This is a genomic window from Erwinia aeris (assembly GCF_041224955.1).
Lineage (GTDB): Bacteria > Pseudomonadota > Gammaproteobacteria > Enterobacterales > Enterobacteriaceae > Erwinia > Erwinia aeris.
The window spans coordinates 157,222-174,181 of record NZ_JBGFFX010000011.1; the positions used below are offsets into that span (position 1 = coordinate 157,222).

Consider the following 16,960-nt stretch of genomic DNA (forward strand, 5'->3'; position numbering starts at 1 on the left):
GTCTGGCCGCTTATTGCCAGCCTTAACCGGCTGCGTTAAATTGGAAGATTCGCTACAAATTGGTGATGAATACCGGCAGGGACTGCCTTTTTCGGGGAATATAAAAAATAATGGGATCTGAATCACTTTCACTGCTTCTTTTTATCGCCTCGGCCGCGCTGTACAGCTGGAAAGCTGGAAAAAACAGGCTGGGCTTTTCCGCGATTGTTTTACTTCTGGGTATTTATATCGTGCTGAATGCTTCGCTGCTTGCCAGCAACTACTTTACGGGCGAAGGCATTAATGACGCGGTTATCTATACCCTCACCAACAGCCTGAGCGGCGCGGGCATCGGTAAATATTTGCTGCCGGCCGCAGGCATGGTGCTGGCGCTGCTGGTACTGTTTGCCCTGCTTGCCTGGATCTTACGACGCGGTCAAAAGCGTAGCGGCAGCAAGCTTTGCGGCCTGCTGGCGATTGTGCTGGCGCTGGCCTCGATCAAAACCACGCCCGCTTATCAGCAGGTGGCCGATCTGCTGAAATCGCAGCTGGGCAAAGGCGACTCCGATTTTTACGCGCACTATAAGGTGCCCGGCACGCAGATACGCGGCGATAAACCGAATCTGGTTTATATCTATGCCGAGAGCCTGGAGCGCACCTACTTTGACGAAGCAGCCTTTCCCCATCTTGCGCCGGAACTTAACGCCGTCAAAGCGGGTTCGCTGGATTTCAGCAACACCCAGCAGCTGCCCGGCACCGAATATACGATTGCGGGAATGGTCGCCTCGCAGTGCGGTATCCCGCTGTTCGCGCCTTTCGACGGCAACGCCTCCAGCTCGCTTTCAACTTTCTATCCGCAGAATGTCTGCCTGGGCGACATTCTGAAAGCGGCGGGTTATCAAAACTACTTCTACCAGGGCGCCAGCCTGAGCTTTGCCGGTAAAGATCTGTTCCTCTCCTCGCACGGGTTCGACCATCTGTATGGATTTAACGAACTGAAAAGCGTAGTGAAAGATCCGAGCTACCGTAACGACTGGGGCTGGTATGACGATACGGTGCTGGATAGCGTTTACGATAAATATGTCGAGCTGGCGCAGCAGGGTCAGCCTTTCTCGCTGTTTGCTCTGACGGTGGATACGCACCACCCTGACGGTTTTATTTCGCGCAGCTGCCAGCGCAACAGCTATCTGTGGGAAGGCAAACAAAACAAATCTTTCGCCGCTGTCGCCTGCAGCCAACAGCATATTGCGCATCTGATAGAGCGGATCCGCACCACGCCGTGGTTTAAAAATACGATTATCGTGGTCAGCTCCGATCATCTGGCAATGAACAATACCGCCTGGAAATTCCTTAACCAGCACGACCGCAGCAATCTCTTCTTTATGCTGCGTGGCGATAACGACGACGGTAAAGTCATTGCGGTTAAGCGCAGCACGCTGGACAACGGCGCGACGGTGCTGGACGCGCTGGGCGGCGATAACTTTATCGGCCTGGGGCGCAGCAGCCTCTCGTCCTCTTCTCTTGCCGCGACTTACCTGAATATCAAAGAGAAGATCAACGAGTGGAAGCCGGACGTGATTAAACTGTGGAATTTTCCGAAGGCGATTGCCGATTATAAAACGGACACGGTGAATAACACCTTCAGCTTTGCCGGCGTGCATTTCAAACTGCCGCTGCTGCTCTCCGTTAAACCGGGCAAAATCGAGCCGAAGTTCGATGTCTATCTGGCGCCGCCGTTAAAACAGCAGCTGGCTAATTTTGCGCCGGATGAGAAGTTCGTCTGGATCGATAGCTGCTTTAAAATGGGCGATGTCTGGGATGAGAAACTGGCGCTTAACAGGCAGCTGTGCATTGCCGACGGCACGCTGAATTCACCGCCAACTATCCGCGAGATCAACCCCGGCGTGACTCAGGGCCGCGTGGGCTTCCGCCAGATTGGTGATCAAAGCGAGGAACGCTATCAGCAAACCGTGACCCGGCTGCGCATTGCCGATGAGGATTTACGCTATGCCTCCGACACGCTGCTGTTTGCCCTGCCTGGCCTACCCAAACAGGTGCAGAAGGTCACCGGCCTTTCCTATATCGAACCCTGGGGCGGACGTTGGTCGGATGCCGGACTGCTGCCTGAAGTCACCCTTACCTGGCTGGAGCCGCTGCCGGAAACCTTCGATCTGCTGCTGACGGCCCGCGCGTTTGGCGCCAACAGCCAGCGGCCTTTCGTTGTTAAAATTGGCGATAGCGAGCAGACGTTCCGCCTGAGCCATAGCGACAGTACGGTCAGCATTCGCCTGTCCAACCCGACACGGGAACGCACGCTGGTTATCAGAGCGCCGGTGCCGGAAACCACTGCCGAAGGCGCGGTAGCCGGTTTCACCGCCCGTCAGCTTGGCATCGGGCTGGTAAGTTTAAAAGTCGTGCCTGTTCAGTAAATTGTCCTCTCCCCGGCCGCCCTGGCCGGGGAAGCCCGCCGCATTTTTTCTTTTCCGTCCATGCCTTATGCGCGATTTCGCTCACAATGCCATCAAGTTTTCACGCCTGCTGCCGATTTAATGCCCCTGTAATGCTAAAGGTTTCCTCAGTGACTCTTTTTTAAACAGCAAGGAACAATCCGGATGATTTCTGTAAAAAACTTGAAAGTCGGCGTGCGCCTCGGCGCGGCGTTTGCCCTGGTAATACTGTTATTAATCGTGGTCAGCGTAACGGCTATTGTAAAAATCGGCAGCATTAACGGCGCGGTGGATCGCATTGTTAACGATCGCTATATCAAGGTGAGGCTGGCTTTTGACGCGCGCGACGGGGTTAACGATCAGATTAAATATCTGCGCGGGATGGTTATTGAGACTTCGCATCCGGAGAAAAACCAGAAGCGTTACGGCCAGCTGGACAGCGTGACGCAGCAAACCAACCAGACGATAGACAAGATTGCCAAACTGCAAACAACCGAAGTCGGCATCAAGAAAATCCAGGCAGTAAAAGAGGCGGCGCAGCAGTTTGAAGCGGCCAAAAGTGAGCTGCTTACTTTAGTGCGCGCCGGTAATCAGGATGCCGCCGCCGACTATGCGCTGATGAAAATGACGCCTGCCCAAACCGCCTATCTGGATATCGTAAAGCGTTTTGCCGACTCACAGTCCGGACAGCTGCAGGCGGAAGGCGCTAACGCCGTTGCCGATGGCGCTACCGCAATCCGCATTACGCTGATTTTCTCCACGCTGGCGGCGTTGCTGGCGGTCGTGCTGGGCTATTTCCTGACCCGCTCTATCGTTGCCCCGCTGCGCGAAGCAGTACGTATTGCTGAAAACGTGGCGGCGGGCGATCTGCGTACGCAGATCCGCGTGAATTCAACTGACGAAACCGGTCAGCTGATGCAGGCGTTGAAAACCATGAATGAAAACCTGCTGCGTATCGTGACCGAAGTTCGCTCCGGCACCGAGCTAATCGCTACCGCCTCCGGCGAAATTTCACTGGGCAATATGGATCTTTCTTCCCGTACCGAGCAGCAGGCCAGCTCGCTGGAGGAGACCGCCTCCGCAATGGAGCAGATGACCTCTACCGTGAAGCAAAACGCAGACAATGCTCGTCAGGCTAACGAGCTGGCCGCGCTGGCCTCGAAAGTAGCCGTGCAGAGCGGCTCGGCGGTGAATCAGGTCGTCAGCACCATGGAAATGATCAACACCTCGTCGAAGAAAATTGTCGACATTATCAGCGTGATTGACGGCATCGCCTTCCAGACCAATATCCTGGCGCTTAACGCCGCCGTGGAAGCCGCCCGCGCGGGCGAGCAGGGTCGCGGCTTCGCCGTTGTCGCCTCGGAAGTCCGCAACCTGGCGCAGCGTTCGGCCTCCGCCGCTAAAGAAATTGCGCAGCTGATCCAGGATTCCGTGAATAAAGTGGACGAAGGCGGCAAGCAGGTCGCCAAAGCGGGCACCACGATGGAAGAAGTGCTGGCCAGCGTGAAAAGCGTGACGGAAATCATGGGCGAAATCTCTATCGCCAGCCACGAGCAGAGCACCGGCATTGATGAGATCAATATGGCGATTACCCAGATGGATCAGGTTACGCAGCAGAACGCCTCGCTGGTGAATGAATCCGCCGCCGCCGCGCAATCGCTGCAGGAACAGGCTGAACAGCTTTCCCGCGCCATCGGCATCTTCAAAGTAAGCCACAACGCGGCCTGACGGCTAACGGCGGCCCGTAAAAAAGAGGGCCGCCGCTCTTTTTTCCTCTCCAGGAAAAAGATTAGTATAAGGGCACTTTTCCGCTCCCGATGGATATACGCACGTTGAAACCACTCCACCTGCTGGCGCTCTGCGTCCTTTTTCCGCTCGGCGCGCTGGCCGCAAGAACCTCTCCCGATCCTTTACTGGCCTCGCAGATTGTCGATCGCTACGCGCAGAATATCTTCTATAACACCAAAGCGACCGGCATGGCGATGGTGGCGATTGACGCCAACCAGCGCGTCTTTACCAGTCTTGGCTCGGTGCGTCCCGGCAGCAGCGTCAGGCCGCAGAAAACGTCCGTTATCCGTATTGCTTCGCTGACCAAGCTGATGACCAGCGAGCTGCTGGTTAAGCTCGCGGAGAAAGGCGTGGTGCGGCTTGACGATCCGCTAAGCAAATATGCGCCGCCGGGCAGCGCGGTACCGGCCTATGCAGGCCAGACGATCCGCCTGATTAATCTGGCTACGCATACCAGCGGTTTGCCCCGCGAGCAGCCCGGCGGCAAGCCGAACCGGCCTGTTTTCGTCTGGCCAACCGCCAGCCAGCGCTGGAACTGGCTGAAACATGCGCAGCTGAAAGCCGCGCCGGGCACCCGCGCCGCCTATTCCAATCTGGCTTTCGATCTGCTGGGCGATGCGCTGGCTCGCGCCGCAGGCACCTCCTATCCGGCGTTGCTACAGCGTGAAATTACGCGCCCTTTAGGCATGAAGGATACGACTTTTACCCCCTCGCCCGAGCAGTGTTCGCGTCTGATGATCGCGGAAAAAGGCGCCAGCCCCTGCACCAATACGCTGGCCGCTATCGGCAGCGGCGGCGTCTATTCGACGCCTGACGATATGGGCCGCTGGATGCAGCAATTCCTGTCTTCCGATCTGCAGGCGCGTTCGCCTCAGGCCGATCGCATTCAGACCATGATTTATCAGCGAGGCCAGCTGACCAACGTCGAGGGAATGGACGTGCCGGGCAAAGCCTCCGCGCTGGGTATGGGCTGGGTTTATATGGCGCCGCAGGGCGGCCGCCCGGGCATTATCCAGAAAACCGGCGGCGGCGGCGGCTTTATTACCTATATGGCGATGGTGCCGCGCTATAGCGTCGGCGTGTTTATCGTGGTGACGCGCTCGCCGCAGACCCGCTTCACGCCAATGAGCGATGGGGTGAACAACCTGCTGACGGAGCTTATCGGCAACACGCCGGACAGCGCGCAGCTGGCCGCCTCCATAATGGAAAGCGAGTAGCTGTCGACGGCGATGGTCTTGCTGGGTTATCGCCGCCCTGCCGCATAAGCGTATTGAAAACGTGGCGGCGGTATTCGTCTGAGCGGGGAAACCCGCTCTTTTCCACCGACATTTCCTGAGCGCCCCGGCGTTTGTTAAGCTGGGCTTTAAAGTTCATTTATCAGGAGCCAGCGTGCAGGAAAAAACAGAACCGGCAGAGAAAAAACCGCGCGAACCTCGTACACCGCGACAGCCGCGTACGCCCAGAGAAACGCTGGAACCGCGTGAACCAAGAGAGCCACGGGAACCGCGAACGCCGCGAGAACCGCGTAAACCTCGAGAACCGCGCGCACCACGGCAGTCACGCTTGCCAGAAGAACGGCACACGTCAGGAGAATCGCATACGCCAAAAGACACTCGCCTACTATGGGAGCTGTGCCCATCAGCAGAGGCTTGCACGCCAAAAGAGTCTCGTGCACTACAGGGGCTGTGCGAATCAGAAGAGCCTCGCATGCCAGAAAAGTCCTGTACACCGCGAGAACCTCGCCCATCAGAAGAACCGCACGAGCCCCGTCAGACCAAAGCTGACGCCATGCCTTGCTCTGAAAAAAGCGGATGGACCGGCGCAAAAAAGCGGATTACGTCAGGCATAAATAAAATCAGGCAGAGAATATCGTCGCGGCTGGGTTTATAAGCCATCGGCCGCCAGGATTCCTTATTCTTTATTTCGGCCGGGCTGCCGAGCGTTCAGTCCAACGATGCTATTCAACGCGAATGTAATGGCCAGCCGCAGAAACGTTATGACCAAACCCGCAGTCACCGTTAACCTGAGTCGTTAAATCCATTGGGGTAAAGAGCAGCGTGACATCACAGTTGCCCCAGTCACCTTCCTCACGTTGTTGCAGTACGCCTCTGCCGTTCTGGATGGTGGCCTTTCCTTCAAGGCTGCCGATATTCGGGCCGTAATACATCGCCATCAGCCCTGGCGAGACGCCATCAAAGTTAATTTTGTAGTGGTCCTGTTCTGCCGAGATGCTGTAGCTATTCCACATCCCTTTTCCTGCGTATTCCCAGTATTCACCAGCGGGCGAAGCAGGCTGCGGTAAGGCAGCAAGTTTCTCTTTTATTAACCCCAGATTATATTGCGATTTGGCGTCTTTCTCATCAATCAGCAGCCAGGCTTTTGCTTTACGATAGTCTCCCTGACGTATCCAGGTGAGCGCCACATTATTATAAGCTACCGCAATAGCGCTATCTGGAAGCTGGCAACTCTCACTCCAGGCTACCTGTTCTGTATAGCTGTCGCGTGCCTTTTCATACTGCTTTGCTTTATAAGCTTTATCGCCTGCTGCGGCATAGTTCTTAATTTTCATACAGTCGATTTCAGGGTGATCCGCATCGGCAAAGGCCATCATTGGGGAAACCATCAAAACTCCGGCCGTGATTGCACGTAACATAGCTCTACCTTATAAAATTAACGAACCCGCAGCTTAACAAACCCTACCGTAAAGATAAGCCCTGATAGTCATTACTCCATCCTGAAGACTCGCCGTGACCTGATCTTAATCAATACTCGTCCGGGCATTCCTCCGCATATTTCCAGCCAGTGATAATAACGTTTGTGATTTTAAAAAATTTGAAACGAGTGGAGAAGATGATGCTACAAAGAATGATTCTGAATGAGACCTCCTGGTTCGGTCCCGGCGCTATCTCGCAAATCGTCCATGAAGTCAGCCAGCGCAGCCTTAAAAAAGCGCTGCTGGTCACGGATAAAACGCTGCTTAAAGCGGGCGTAATTGAAAAGGTCACCTCGCTGCTGGATCGGCATCATCTTCCTTACGTCATTTATGACGAGGTGGTGCCGAACCCGACTATCGCCGTCGTTACCCAGGGCGTAGCGGCATTTAAAGCCGCACAGGCGGACTATCTGATCGCCATCGGCGGCGGCTCGCCGCAGGATACGGCAAAAGCTATCGGCATCATTATCAACAACCCTGAATTCGCCGATGTTCGCAGTCTGGAAGGCTTTGCCAAAACCAAAAATCCCTGCGTACCGATTATCGCCATTCCGACCACGGCAGGCACGGCGGCGGAAGTCACCATTAACTACGTGATTACGGATGAGGAAAATCGCCGTAAATTTGTCTGCATCGATCCGCACGACATTCCGGTCGTCGCTATTATCGATGCGGACATGATGGCGAGTATGCCGCCTTCACTCAAGGCCGCCACGGGGATCGATGCGCTGACCCACGCTATCGAAGGCTACACCACTAAGGGCGCCTGGGAGCTGACCGACGCGCTGCATCTGAAGGCGATTCAGATTATCAACCGTTCGCTGCGCGCTTCCGTAGCTGGCGACAAGCAGGGCGTAGAGGATATGGCGCTGGGCCAGTACGTGGCAGGCATGGGCTTTTCCAACGTCGGGCTGGGCCTGGTGCACGGTATGGCTCACCCGCTGGGCGCGTTCTACAACGTGCCGCACGGCGTCGCCAACGCCATTATCCTGCCGCACGTTATGGCGTGGAACGCCGATTTCACCGGCGAGAAGTACCGTGATATCGCCCGTGCGATGGGCGTCACCAGGGTGTGCAGCATGAGTCTGGGCGAGGCAAGAGAAGCCGCCGTGGAAGCCGTCCGACAGCTTTCTGTCGACGTCGGCATTCCTGCCCGCCTGCGCGATGTGGGCATGAAAGAAGAAGATATTCCGGCGCTGGCGCAGGCCGCCCTGGACGATGTTTGCACCGGCGGCAATCCACGAGAAGCAACGCTGGACGATATCGCCAGCCTCTACCGCAAAATCTATTGATCGCACGCTATGCAGGCCGCTGCGCCTGCATGTTGCGCAGGCAGTGAAGCCGCCTGCCGGAACGCTGCTGAATGATTGATGCCGCAATCGGCCAGGCACAAGATAGCTGATGGCGGCGTCATGGCTTGATACATGACAAAAAAGAGTAAGCAGATGCGGTGTGGCCCTTGCTGCTTTGCTAACGAACGGCTCGTTCAGGGATGGTTACAGTGAAATACGCCTCAATACCTTTTAACCAGAATCACAATGGCTGGCTGCGCGAGACGCCTGCAAGCCGTCCTGCGCTGCGCGGCGACTGCGAAGCGGACTGGGCGATCGTCGGCGCAGGCTTTGCCGGTCTGGCTTTCGCTCGTCGGCTGGCCAGTCACAATCCGAACCTGAAAATTGTGGTGGTTGATGCCGCCAGCGCGGCGGAAAGCTCTTCAGCCAGAAACTCCGGCTTTGCGATCGGCCTGCCGCATAATATTGGCAGCTCGACGGCGGAGCTGAAAAAGGCGCAGGATTATCGATCCTTATTACAGGCCGGGATCGACGAATTAAAAACGATCGTGACGGATCGAGGGATCGATTGCGAATGGGAGAAGGCCGGGAAGTATCACTGCCAGGCCGATGCACGCAGCGAAAGCGTGTTGCAGGAGTATCGCGATAACCTTGAGCTGATGGACGAGGCTTATGAGGTGCTTGACCGCGAGACGCTGTCGCAAAAGCTGGGCACGCATTTTTATCACAAGGGCATCTATACGCCGGGCGCGGTGCTGCTCAACCCGGCAAGCCTGGCGATCGGGCTGGCCGCAACGCTGCCGGAAAACGTCACTCTTTATGATATGACGCCGGTGATGGCCATTCACTACGGCAAAATAAATCGCCTTGTCACGCCTTTCGGCACGCTTTGTGCGCCGAAAGTGATGCTGGCAACCGCTGCCCTTTCCCGCGAACTGGCGCCGGGCATCAGCAAGCAGGCGGCCATGGCGACTTTCGCCAGCCTGACCGCGCCGCTAACCGATGAACAGCGCCAGCGGCTGCCGATCATGAAGAGCTGGGGCCTGACGCCGGTTAACGCCATCGCGGGCGCCACGCTGCGCTACACCGCCGATCGCCGCATTTTAATTCGTCAACACGTGGTGCCGGCCCTACACGGCCGCGTAACTGCTACGCAAACTTATGCCGCCACGCGGCTGCACAGAGCCACTTTCGACAAGATTTTCCCCCAGTTCAGGGACGTCAGCCTGACCCACAGCTGGTCGGGAACCATCAGCGTAACCCGCAACGGCGCACCGGTCTGGGGTGCACTGAGCGGCGCTGTTTACACCGCCAGCGGCTGCAACGGGGCGGGGATCTCTAAGCAGACTATCGCGGGATCGCTGCTGGCGGATTATGCGCTAGGCTATGATAATCCGCTGACGGCCACGATGCTGGCGCTGGGCGAAGCAAATTACCTGCCGCCCTCCCCGCTGCTGGATGCGGCCATTGCTGGCTCGCTGCTGAAAGAGCGCTGGCTGGGGAGAAAGGAAGCGTAAGGCGGGCACCGCCGCGAATCGCTTTATTTACTCAGCCATTAGCGGCGGCGTAAGGTTTTAGGTAGTAATGCCTTTGAATAGCAAGCCGGACAGCTCTGACTGTAGCTACAGGCAATTTTGCAGCGTAAATATCAGACAGACATATACGCTGCAGACTAAAAAAATTAAAACCGGGCTTTATTATTCCGTTGGCCTCTCCGCTCAGCCAAATCTCGTCATCTCTGCCAGCACACTGTAATTATCTTCTACCGGCAGCAGCTTTTGCTATTTATCAAACATCGGCCAGGGTCAGGAAGCGCCAAAAAGGAGACGATCGCCGATCTGAATATCGCCGCACGACCAAAGCAGGCTCAGGCAGCGCGGCGGCATTCCATCTGTATAAAAAATATTTGTCAGCTGTGAAGCCGTGCACTATTAAAGCGTATTGCTTACGTTACATTACCCTGATATCGACTTGCATAAGGTATTTAGCATGGAAGCTGAATATAAGATCGCGGATTTTCTGGATACGCACAGGCTGCAAAAGCTACAGGACAACTTCAGCCAGACAATGAGAATTGCGCTGGTAGTGGTGGACGCCGCTGGTCTCCCCGTCACCAGGCCAAGCGGCTTTTCTGACTTTTGCGCCCGCTACCGCCAAAACCCGGACCAGGCGGAACGCTGCCACGCCTGCGACAATGCCGGCGGTCGGGCGGCCATGCAGGCGCGGAAACCGGTCATCTACCGCTGCTGCTGCGGCATGGTTGAGTTTGCCGTACCTGTGGTTATTAACGAGCATTATCTGGGCGCTTTTATTGCGGGTCAGGCCAGAGTTGAAGCGGAAAAGGCAAAAACGATCCCCTGCATTCTGCCCAATCGCCCGCGTCGAAAAATCACCCCCTCTCTGAAGCGCTTTCATCAGGCAATACCGATTACCCCCTATCGCCGCTTTGAGCTACTGGCTGAAACCCTGCTGCATATGGCTTCCTGCCTGGTGGAACAGGCCTGGGCCACCACCATACAGCGCGAACTGCATAAAAAAGAACGGCAGCTGACCCGTGAATTGCGCAGGCGAGTGGAAACGGAAAAACTGCTGCACGAGGCGGAATTTAAAGCGCTGAGCTACCAGCTTAATCCGCATTTTTTATTTAACGTGCTGAATACCATTGGCCGACTGGCCTTTCTGGAAGAAGCGCCGCGGACGGAAGCCATGGTGCATGATTTCTCCGATATGATGCGCTATCTGCTACGCAAAAATAATCATGCCGTTATCACGCTTGAACAAGATATCCACTACGTCAACAGCTATATGGCAGTGCAGAAAGTCAGAATGCCGGACCGTTTCACTTATCTTTGCGCTATTCCGGAAAAATATTATGGCGTCGCCTGCCCTTTTTTAACGCTGCAACCGCTGGCGGAAAATTTCTTTAATTACGTTGTTGAACCGCGGGAAATACCTGCCGTACTCCATATTCGCGCAACCGACGATGGTCGCGATCTTATTATTGAGGTCAGCGATAACGGCGATGGCATCGCACAACAGACGATAACGCAAATTTTAAGCGGGCCGCAGGACAATAAGCAGGGAATAGGCATAAGGAATATTATGCAGCGCCTGCAGCTGCTGTTTGGCGACGCTTACGGGCTGGAGATCTTTAGCGCCCACCGTCCCATGATGGGCACCACCATCAAACTTCGTTTTCCTCTTCAGCCTCAGTCGTAAAACAGGAGCCGGTTATGTCCACCGTGGTGATAGTTGAAGATGAACCGATGGAAGCGGAAAGCCTGCGCCGCATTGTAGCGGCCAGTCAGCAAGGCGTGCTGATTTATGACGCTCCGACCGGTAGAAAAGCCATGCAGCTGATTGATGAACTGCCGCATATCGACCTGATTTTTGTCGACCTGACCATTCCCCGCCCCGACGGCAGGCAGGTTATTCAGTATCTGCGCACCAAAAGCAGCGCTACCCGTGTTATCGTCACCAGCGCCAGCGACGACTTTGATCTTCTCCGCAGTATGCTGCCTTTGCAGATTGAAGATTATCTGCTGAAACCGATAAAAAAGCAGGCCATCATTGATAAGGTTAACGGTAGCCTGAACGCTGATGCGCACGGAACCGCCCATGGCGAAGCGCTGAAGCGGCGGCTTCAGACGCTTATTGCCCGGTGTGACTATCCGCAATGGCATGACCTGCTGTTGGACGTACACAGACGCGCCTTTTTTGGGGACAACCAGGCAAGCCGCGAGCTGGTTCTGCTGCTGGAACTGATATGTCGGCAGGCGTCATTAAGGCCGCCGATGCGGGAAAAGATCGGCATGCTGGCGCTACAGGTCGGGCAGGACGGTGTGAGCAAGGCGCGCTACCGGCGTCTGGTTCTGCTGCTGTTGCAGGCAAGCCGGGAAATATTTGATGCAGCCCTGAAAACAAGCACGCAGTCCTTTGTCGCCCGGGCAAAATTTCATATTGAACGAGGCATAACGGAAAACGTTACGCTGGATGGTATTGCCGCCAAATCTTTTATCAGCGCCTGCTACCTGAGCCGAAAATTTAAAAAAGAGACGGGCACAGGTTTTTCCGCTTACGTTACCCATCGCAAAATGCAGTTTGCCTGCGCCCTGTTACAGTTCAGCGATCTGAATATTCATACTGTTGCACTGGAGCTTGGCTGGCAGGATGCCAACTATTTCTGCCGCATTTTTAAAAAGGAAACGGGCATGGCGCCGTCAGACTACTGTCGTCAGATGACGGCGACCGGAAACAATAAAGACCAGACAAAAAAGTCTCTGTAACGGGCAAAATAGTTTCCCTGGCTCCGTCAGGGAGGCCGGTAAAATAGCGGGATAACATTAAGGAGAACGCTATGCCCGGAAAAAGCCTTGGGCTGATTGAAACCGTGGGGCTGGCCGCCGCGGTGGAAGCCGCCGATGCGGCCCTGAAATCGGCCAACGTGACGCTGGCAGGCTGCGAGCAGACCAAAGGAAACGGTCTGATACTGGTGAAATTAATGGGAGAGGTGTCGGCGGTGAATGCTGCCGTCGAAGCAGGCGCGGTGGCAGCCAGCCGCATGGGCAAGCTTTACGCCCGTCGGGTCATAGCCAGAGCGGCAGAGGGCATTGAGGCGATGACGCAAATTACCTGTAAATCGGTAGCCCCAACGCGGCCTGCTTTGCCTGCCGACACAGGCGCGAAGACTGCTTTGCATGACGACGTAACGGCGAAAGCTGTTGTGCCTGACGTCACCTTAACGCAGCTGGTTTCGCCTGGTGATGCACCAGTACAACCCAGGTCCGAAGCAGAGACAGATCCGGTCAATAACGGAGCGGATATCAACGCCAACGAGCCGTCTTCCGATGCGATATCCCCTGTTCAGGATGCTGTAACTAAAGGTAATAAGTCGGCACGTCGTTCCGGCCAACGCAAAAAATAGGCGGTGGTGGCGCCGCGCTTTTCCTTATCACCAGCCTACCGTGCGTCTTTCCTTTACCGCAGCCGATCTCGTATCTTTACCACCAGCCAAACCGTATACCTTTCCTTTACCGCGGTCGCTCCCGTGTCTTTATCACCAGCCAAACCGTATACCTTTCCTTTACCGCAGTCGATCCCGTCTCTTTATCACCAGCTTTCCTTTACCCCAATTGACCCTGTGTTTTACCTCCGGCCAACCGTGTCATCTCCTTTACCCCGATTGCCCCTCTGCTTTGATCACCAGGCGACCACGTGCCCTGGCCGTCGGCCAACGCTGTCCGTTTGTTGCGATCGCCCAATCACCATCGCTAGCCGCCGGTATGGCAGGTAAACCCCAGCCCTTCTACCACCGCTTTCAGCGGCTCGATATTGACCTTAGCAGCGCTTTCCCGCAGCGGATAGTCGCGGCCCAGCAGAGCATATTTGTTTTCACCAAAATTATGGTAAGGCAGCAGATGGATCTCGGTGACGTTCATCATCAGCCGGGCGAATTCCGCAATGCGCCGGATCTCTTCCGGGCTGTCGTTAACGCCCGGGATCACCGGCACGCGCACCACCGTTTTGGTGATAAAAGAGATGCGCAGCAGATTTTCCAGAATACGTCGGTTATCCACGCCGGTATTTTCCCGGTGCACCGTCGGATGAATAGCTTTGATATCGGTCAGCGCCAGATCGACCCACGGAAATACCTCATCAATCACCTCTTTACTGGTAAAACCGGTGGTTTCTATTGCGGTATGCCAGCCCTTCGCCTTGCAGGCTTTCAGCAATTCGCGAGCGAACTCAGGCTGCGCCAGCGGCTCGCCGCCCGAGAGCGTGATACCGCCGCCGGATCGCCGGAACAAATTTTCCTCTTTCTGTAGCTCGCGCATTACCTGGCCGACCGTCATGCGCTTGCCTTTCATCTCCAGCGCGCCGGTCGGACAAACCTGCGTACAGTCGCCGCACTGCGTGCAGCGCGTGCGATCCACAAAGAAAGGATTGTCCGGCGACAGCGCCTGCGTGGGACACACGCTCAGGCACTTCCCGCAGCGGATGCAGTCACGGTTTTTAAAAAGCAGCTCTGGCCCGGGGCGCTGCGACTCCGGGTTGCAGCACCATTTACAGGCTAGCGGGCAGCCTTTAAAAAACGGGATAGTGCGAATGCCCGGCCCGTCATGCAGCGAATAGCGCTGAATATTAAACAGCACGCCTTCCGTTTCGTAGTCGACTTTCATCCTGTGTCCTGCTGGCTGGCAACCGCGCCGGCCGCATCAAAAGTGCTGTTCGGTACGGCTGATAATGTCGTCCTGAACCTCTTTGGCCAGCACCACAAACTGCGCGCTGTAGCCTGCCACGCGCACCACCAGATCCTGATGCTGCTGCGGATCTTTTTGCGCACGCAGCAGCGTGTCGCGATCCACCACGTTGAACTGCACGTGCATCCCTTTTTTATCAAAATAGTTGCGTACCAGGCTGCCGAAGTTGCGCAGCCCTTTCTCCCCCGCCAGCGCGGAAGGCAAAAACTTCTGATTGTAGAGGGTGCCGTTAGAGGCGATAAAGTGATCCAGCTTGGCTACCGAGCTGGCGGCGGCGGTCGGCCCTGAGCCGTCTTTGCCCTGCCGTGGCGACACGCCGTCTGCCAGCGGCGCTTTTGCCAGGCGACCGTCGGGCAGCGCGCCCACGTCCTTGCCAAACAGCACGTTGGCCGAGACGGGATAGATACCGGCCTGAAACTGACCACCGCGCGGATTGCGGTATTTTTCCACTTCGCGACAGTAGATCAGCGCGCAGCGCCGGGCCACCAGGTCTACCTCGTCAATGTCATTGCCGAAGCAGGGCGTATTTTCCAGAATGCGGCGGATCTCAGCGAAACGCTGGCTGCCTTGCGGGGCCGCCGTGGAGGAGAGCCGACGATAAACTTCTTCTTTGATCGCCGCCGCGTCCAGCGATCCGTCCCGATCGATAATTTGCTGTACCATGGCGCAGAGGTCGTTTTCGCTCAGCGACGCCTGAGGCGAGCTGTCGGCTGCGTGACCAAAATTGCTTTCCAGCGCGCTTTTCAGTTCAGCAAGCGTCAGCTTGCCCTCTTCAAACACCTGCTTCTGGATGGCGTAAACGGAGTCGCCGGTATCGGCCACGCCAAACGCCTGCGGGCCGGTAAAGTTATAGATAGCGCCGCCTTCCTGCAAGGATTTGCCCCGCCCGATACAGTCATCCACCAGCGCAGAGAGAAACGGCAGCGGGCAACGTTCGCCGTGCGCAAGGTCGACGCTGTTGCAGGCCTCTACCAGCTGATGGACGAAATGCGTCATCTGCTGCTGAAAAGCCTGGTAAAAGTCGTCCATGCCGCGCCAGCTGGTCATCTCGCCGGTTATCGGCCCCAGCTGCTTGCCGCCTGCCCGTCCGTTGTTCAGCGTGATTTCCAGCACCTTAGCCACGTTAAAGAAGGCCGCGTCGTGCCAGCCTTCGGTACGGTGCGGCGCCTGCGGCTCCACGCAGCCGATAATGCAGTAATCTCTGGCATCCTGCAGCGAAACGCCGCGATTTTGCAGCGCCGGGATAATCACCTCGTCGTTATAAATGGCCGGAACGCCCAGCCCCAGACGCACCACCTCGCAGGCGCGGAATAAAAACTCGTCGGGCGTACCCTGCCAGACGCGAATGGAGAAAGAAGGCTGCGGCAGGCGAACGTGCGCGGTTGCCTCCATGCACATATAGCTCAGCGGATTCGTAGCGTCGCGCCCCTCTTCCGTCTGGCCGCCAACGCAAAGATTCTGGAACACAGCATAACCGGCGAAAGCCTGCGCGGAGACTTCGTCGCGGGTTTTATTGATGTCGTTAAGCTTGATCCAGCAGCAGTCCACCAGCTCCTGAGCAAACTCCGGCGTAATGCTGCTGTCCGCCGCCAGATAAGGATACATATACTGATCGAAGCGGCCTGGCGAAATCGAGTGGCCGCTGGATTCAATCTGCAACATGCTCTGAATAAACCAGAAGGTCTGACAGGCCTGCCAGAAAGTGGTCGCGCCCTGCTCCGGCACCTGTCGGCAATTTTGCGCAATCTGCTCCAGCTCGCGTTTGCGCTGTGGATTGTTTTCCGCCTGCGCCAGCCGCGCCGCTTCCTGCGCATAGCGATGGGCAAAAGCGATAGCGGCCTGATAGCTGATAATCACCGCCTGATAAAACTGCTCTTTTTTCAGGTAGTCGGGGCGGCTGCGATCCAGCTTCGCCAGCGCCTCGTTTACCTCTGCGATAATGCCGCGAAAACCGATCTTCAACACCTTGCCGTAATCCACGCTGACGTGCCCCACGCCGCCATAAAAGTAGTTGCCGACGGTAAAGACGCCGCCCGCCATGCTCTCTTTGGTGGCGTCAGACATATAGGACGCGGCCAGCGAGCTGGTGGTTTTGCCCGGCCAGTATTTAAAGGCTTCGCTCAGCGCCTGCGCAGTTTCCTTTTCGATAATAAAGGGATCGGCCAGACGGTGCTCCATCGTTTCGAACTCTTTTTCCACCCATTCAAAGGAAAATTCCGGGCAGATTTCGGTAGAGCGCGGATGGATGGTGACTGCGCCGACAATCAGCTCATCCGCGCGGATGGTGATCGGCAGCTCGTGAAAGATTTTTTCAATAACTCTGGCGCGCCGCATGATGGCGGGCAGATGCTCATACTGCTGATAAGCCAGCGTCGCCAGCGTGGCGCGCTCCGATTCCACGTACGGCTTCACCTGCAGGAGCGTGTTTTTAAGCCTGAGGATACGATCGGTCGGACTGGAAAAGCCTTTTTCCAACATAGT

The 16,960-nt window shown here is 56.3% G+C and carries 12 protein-coding genes; 8 read left to right on the plus strand and 4 right to left on the minus strand.

Going from position 1 to position 16,960, the window contains the following annotated elements; genetic code table 11:
* Positions 1–110 precede the first annotated feature (110 nt).
* The 3 genes from opgB (at position 111) to ampH (ending at position 5,431) form a co-directional block, all read left to right on the plus strand.
* Positions 111–2,408, plus strand: coding sequence for a phosphatidylglycerol--membrane-oligosaccharide glycerophosphotransferase (opgB, locus tag AB6T85_RS17525; RefSeq protein WP_369896272.1), 2,298 nt, complete (start codon positions 111–113; stop codon positions 2,406–2,408).
* A 183-nt stretch (positions 2,409–2,591) separates the two neighbouring features.
* Complete coding sequence (locus tag AB6T85_RS17530; RefSeq protein WP_301250653.1) at positions 2,592–4,154, plus strand: methyl-accepting chemotaxis protein; 1,563 nt, start codon at positions 2,592–2,594, stop codon at positions 4,152–4,154.
* 89 nt (positions 4,155–4,243) lie between these two features.
* Positions 4,244–5,431 (plus strand): D-alanyl-D-alanine-carboxypeptidase/endopeptidase AmpH, encoded by a 1,188-nt coding sequence (ampH, locus tag AB6T85_RS17535; protein WP_253458157.1) that lies wholly within the window; start codon positions 4,244–4,246, stop codon positions 5,429–5,431.
* Between the two features lie 146 nt (positions 5,432–5,577).
* On the opposite strand, the gene AB6T85_RS17540 is transcribed toward ampH, so the two are convergent.
* Positions 5,578–5,961 (minus strand): hypothetical protein, encoded by a 384-nt coding sequence (locus tag AB6T85_RS17540; RefSeq protein ID WP_369896273.1) that lies wholly within the window; start codon positions 5,959–5,961, stop codon positions 5,578–5,580.
* A 210-nt stretch (positions 5,962–6,171) separates the two neighbouring features.
* Positions 6,172–6,867: a tetratricopeptide repeat protein gene (locus AB6T85_RS17545; RefSeq protein WP_369896274.1), complete on the minus strand. Its 696-nt coding sequence runs from the start codon at positions 6,865–6,867 to the stop codon at positions 6,172–6,174.
* 200 nt (positions 6,868–7,067) lie between these two features.
* Between AB6T85_RS17545 and fucO the strand changes: the two genes are divergently transcribed.
* The 5 genes from fucO (at position 7,068) to AB6T85_RS17570 (ending at position 13,143) form a co-directional block, all read left to right on the plus strand.
* Positions 7,068–8,219: a lactaldehyde reductase gene (fucO, locus tag AB6T85_RS17550; RefSeq protein WP_369896294.1), complete on the plus strand. Its 1,152-nt coding sequence runs from the start codon at positions 7,068–7,070 to the stop codon at positions 8,217–8,219.
* 209 nt (positions 8,220–8,428) lie between these two features.
* Positions 8,429–9,736, plus strand: a complete 1,308-nt coding sequence (locus AB6T85_RS17555) for an NAD(P)/FAD-dependent oxidoreductase (RefSeq protein ID WP_369896275.1) — start codon at positions 8,429–8,431, stop codon at positions 9,734–9,736.
* A gap of 472 nt (positions 9,737–10,208) precedes the next feature.
* Positions 10,209–11,438: a sensor histidine kinase gene (locus AB6T85_RS17560; protein WP_369896276.1), complete on the plus strand. Its 1,230-nt coding sequence runs from the start codon at positions 10,209–10,211 to the stop codon at positions 11,436–11,438.
* A 14-nt stretch (positions 11,439–11,452) separates the two neighbouring features.
* Positions 11,453–12,505 (plus strand): helix-turn-helix domain-containing protein, encoded by a 1,053-nt coding sequence (locus AB6T85_RS17565; RefSeq protein WP_253458142.1) that lies wholly within the window; start codon positions 11,453–11,455, stop codon positions 12,503–12,505.
* Positions 12,506–12,576: 71 nt separating this feature from the next.
* Complete coding sequence (locus tag AB6T85_RS17570) at positions 12,577–13,143, plus strand: BMC domain-containing protein (protein WP_369896277.1); 567 nt, start codon at positions 12,577–12,579, stop codon at positions 13,141–13,143.
* A gap of 346 nt (positions 13,144–13,489) precedes the next feature.
* Here the strand turns inward: AB6T85_RS17570 and AB6T85_RS17575 are convergent, their stop codons facing one another.
* On the minus strand, positions 13,490–14,398 hold the full coding sequence (locus AB6T85_RS17575; RefSeq protein WP_369896278.1) for a glycyl-radical enzyme activating protein: 909 nt from the start codon (positions 14,396–14,398) through the stop codon (positions 13,490–13,492).
* 36 nt (positions 14,399–14,434) lie between these two features.
* A complete protein-coding gene (gene grpM / locus AB6T85_RS17580) occupies positions 14,435–16,957 on the minus strand; it encodes a glycyl radical diol dehydratase GrpM (protein ID WP_301250662.1) in 2,523 nt (840 codons plus the stop codon).
* Between the last annotated feature and the right edge of the window lie 3 nt (positions 16,958–16,960).

Excerpts from the sequence above, each read along its gene's own strand:
- AB6T85_RS17570 (WP_369896277.1), top strand. The coding sequence starts at position 12,577 with ATGCCCGGAAAAAGCCTTGGGCTGATTGAAACCGTGGGGCTGGCCGCC.
- AB6T85_RS17530 (WP_301250653.1), top strand. The coding sequence starts at position 2,592 with ATGATTTCTGTAAAAAACTTGAAAGTCGGCGTGCGCCTCGGCGCGGCG.
- opgB (WP_369896272.1), top strand. The coding sequence starts at position 111 with ATGGGATCTGAATCACTTTCACTGCTTCTTTTTATCGCCTCGGCCGCG.
- AB6T85_RS17545 (WP_369896274.1), bottom strand. The coding sequence starts at position 6,867 with ATGTTACGTGCAATCACGGCCGGAGTTTTGATGGTTTCCCCAATGATG.
- AB6T85_RS17540 (WP_369896273.1), bottom strand. The coding sequence starts at position 5,961 with ATGGGCGAGGTTCTCGCGGTGTACAGGACTTTTCTGGCATGCGAGGCT.
- AB6T85_RS17575 (WP_369896278.1), bottom strand. The coding sequence starts at position 14,398 with ATGAAAGTCGACTACGAAACGGAAGGCGTGCTGTTTAATATTCAGCGC.
- fucO (WP_369896294.1), top strand. The coding sequence starts at position 7,068 with ATGCTACAAAGAATGATTCTGAATGAGACCTCCTGGTTCGGTCCCGGC.
- grpM (WP_301250662.1), bottom strand. The coding sequence starts at position 16,957 with ATGTTGGAAAAAGGCTTTTCCAGTCCGACCGATCGTATCCTCAGGCTT.
- ampH (WP_253458157.1), top strand. The coding sequence starts at position 4,244 with ATGGATATACGCACGTTGAAACCACTCCACCTGCTGGCGCTCTGCGTC.
- AB6T85_RS17565 (WP_253458142.1), top strand. The coding sequence starts at position 11,453 with ATGTCCACCGTGGTGATAGTTGAAGATGAACCGATGGAAGCGGAAAGC.
- AB6T85_RS17560 (WP_369896276.1), top strand. The coding sequence starts at position 10,209 with ATGGAAGCTGAATATAAGATCGCGGATTTTCTGGATACGCACAGGCTG.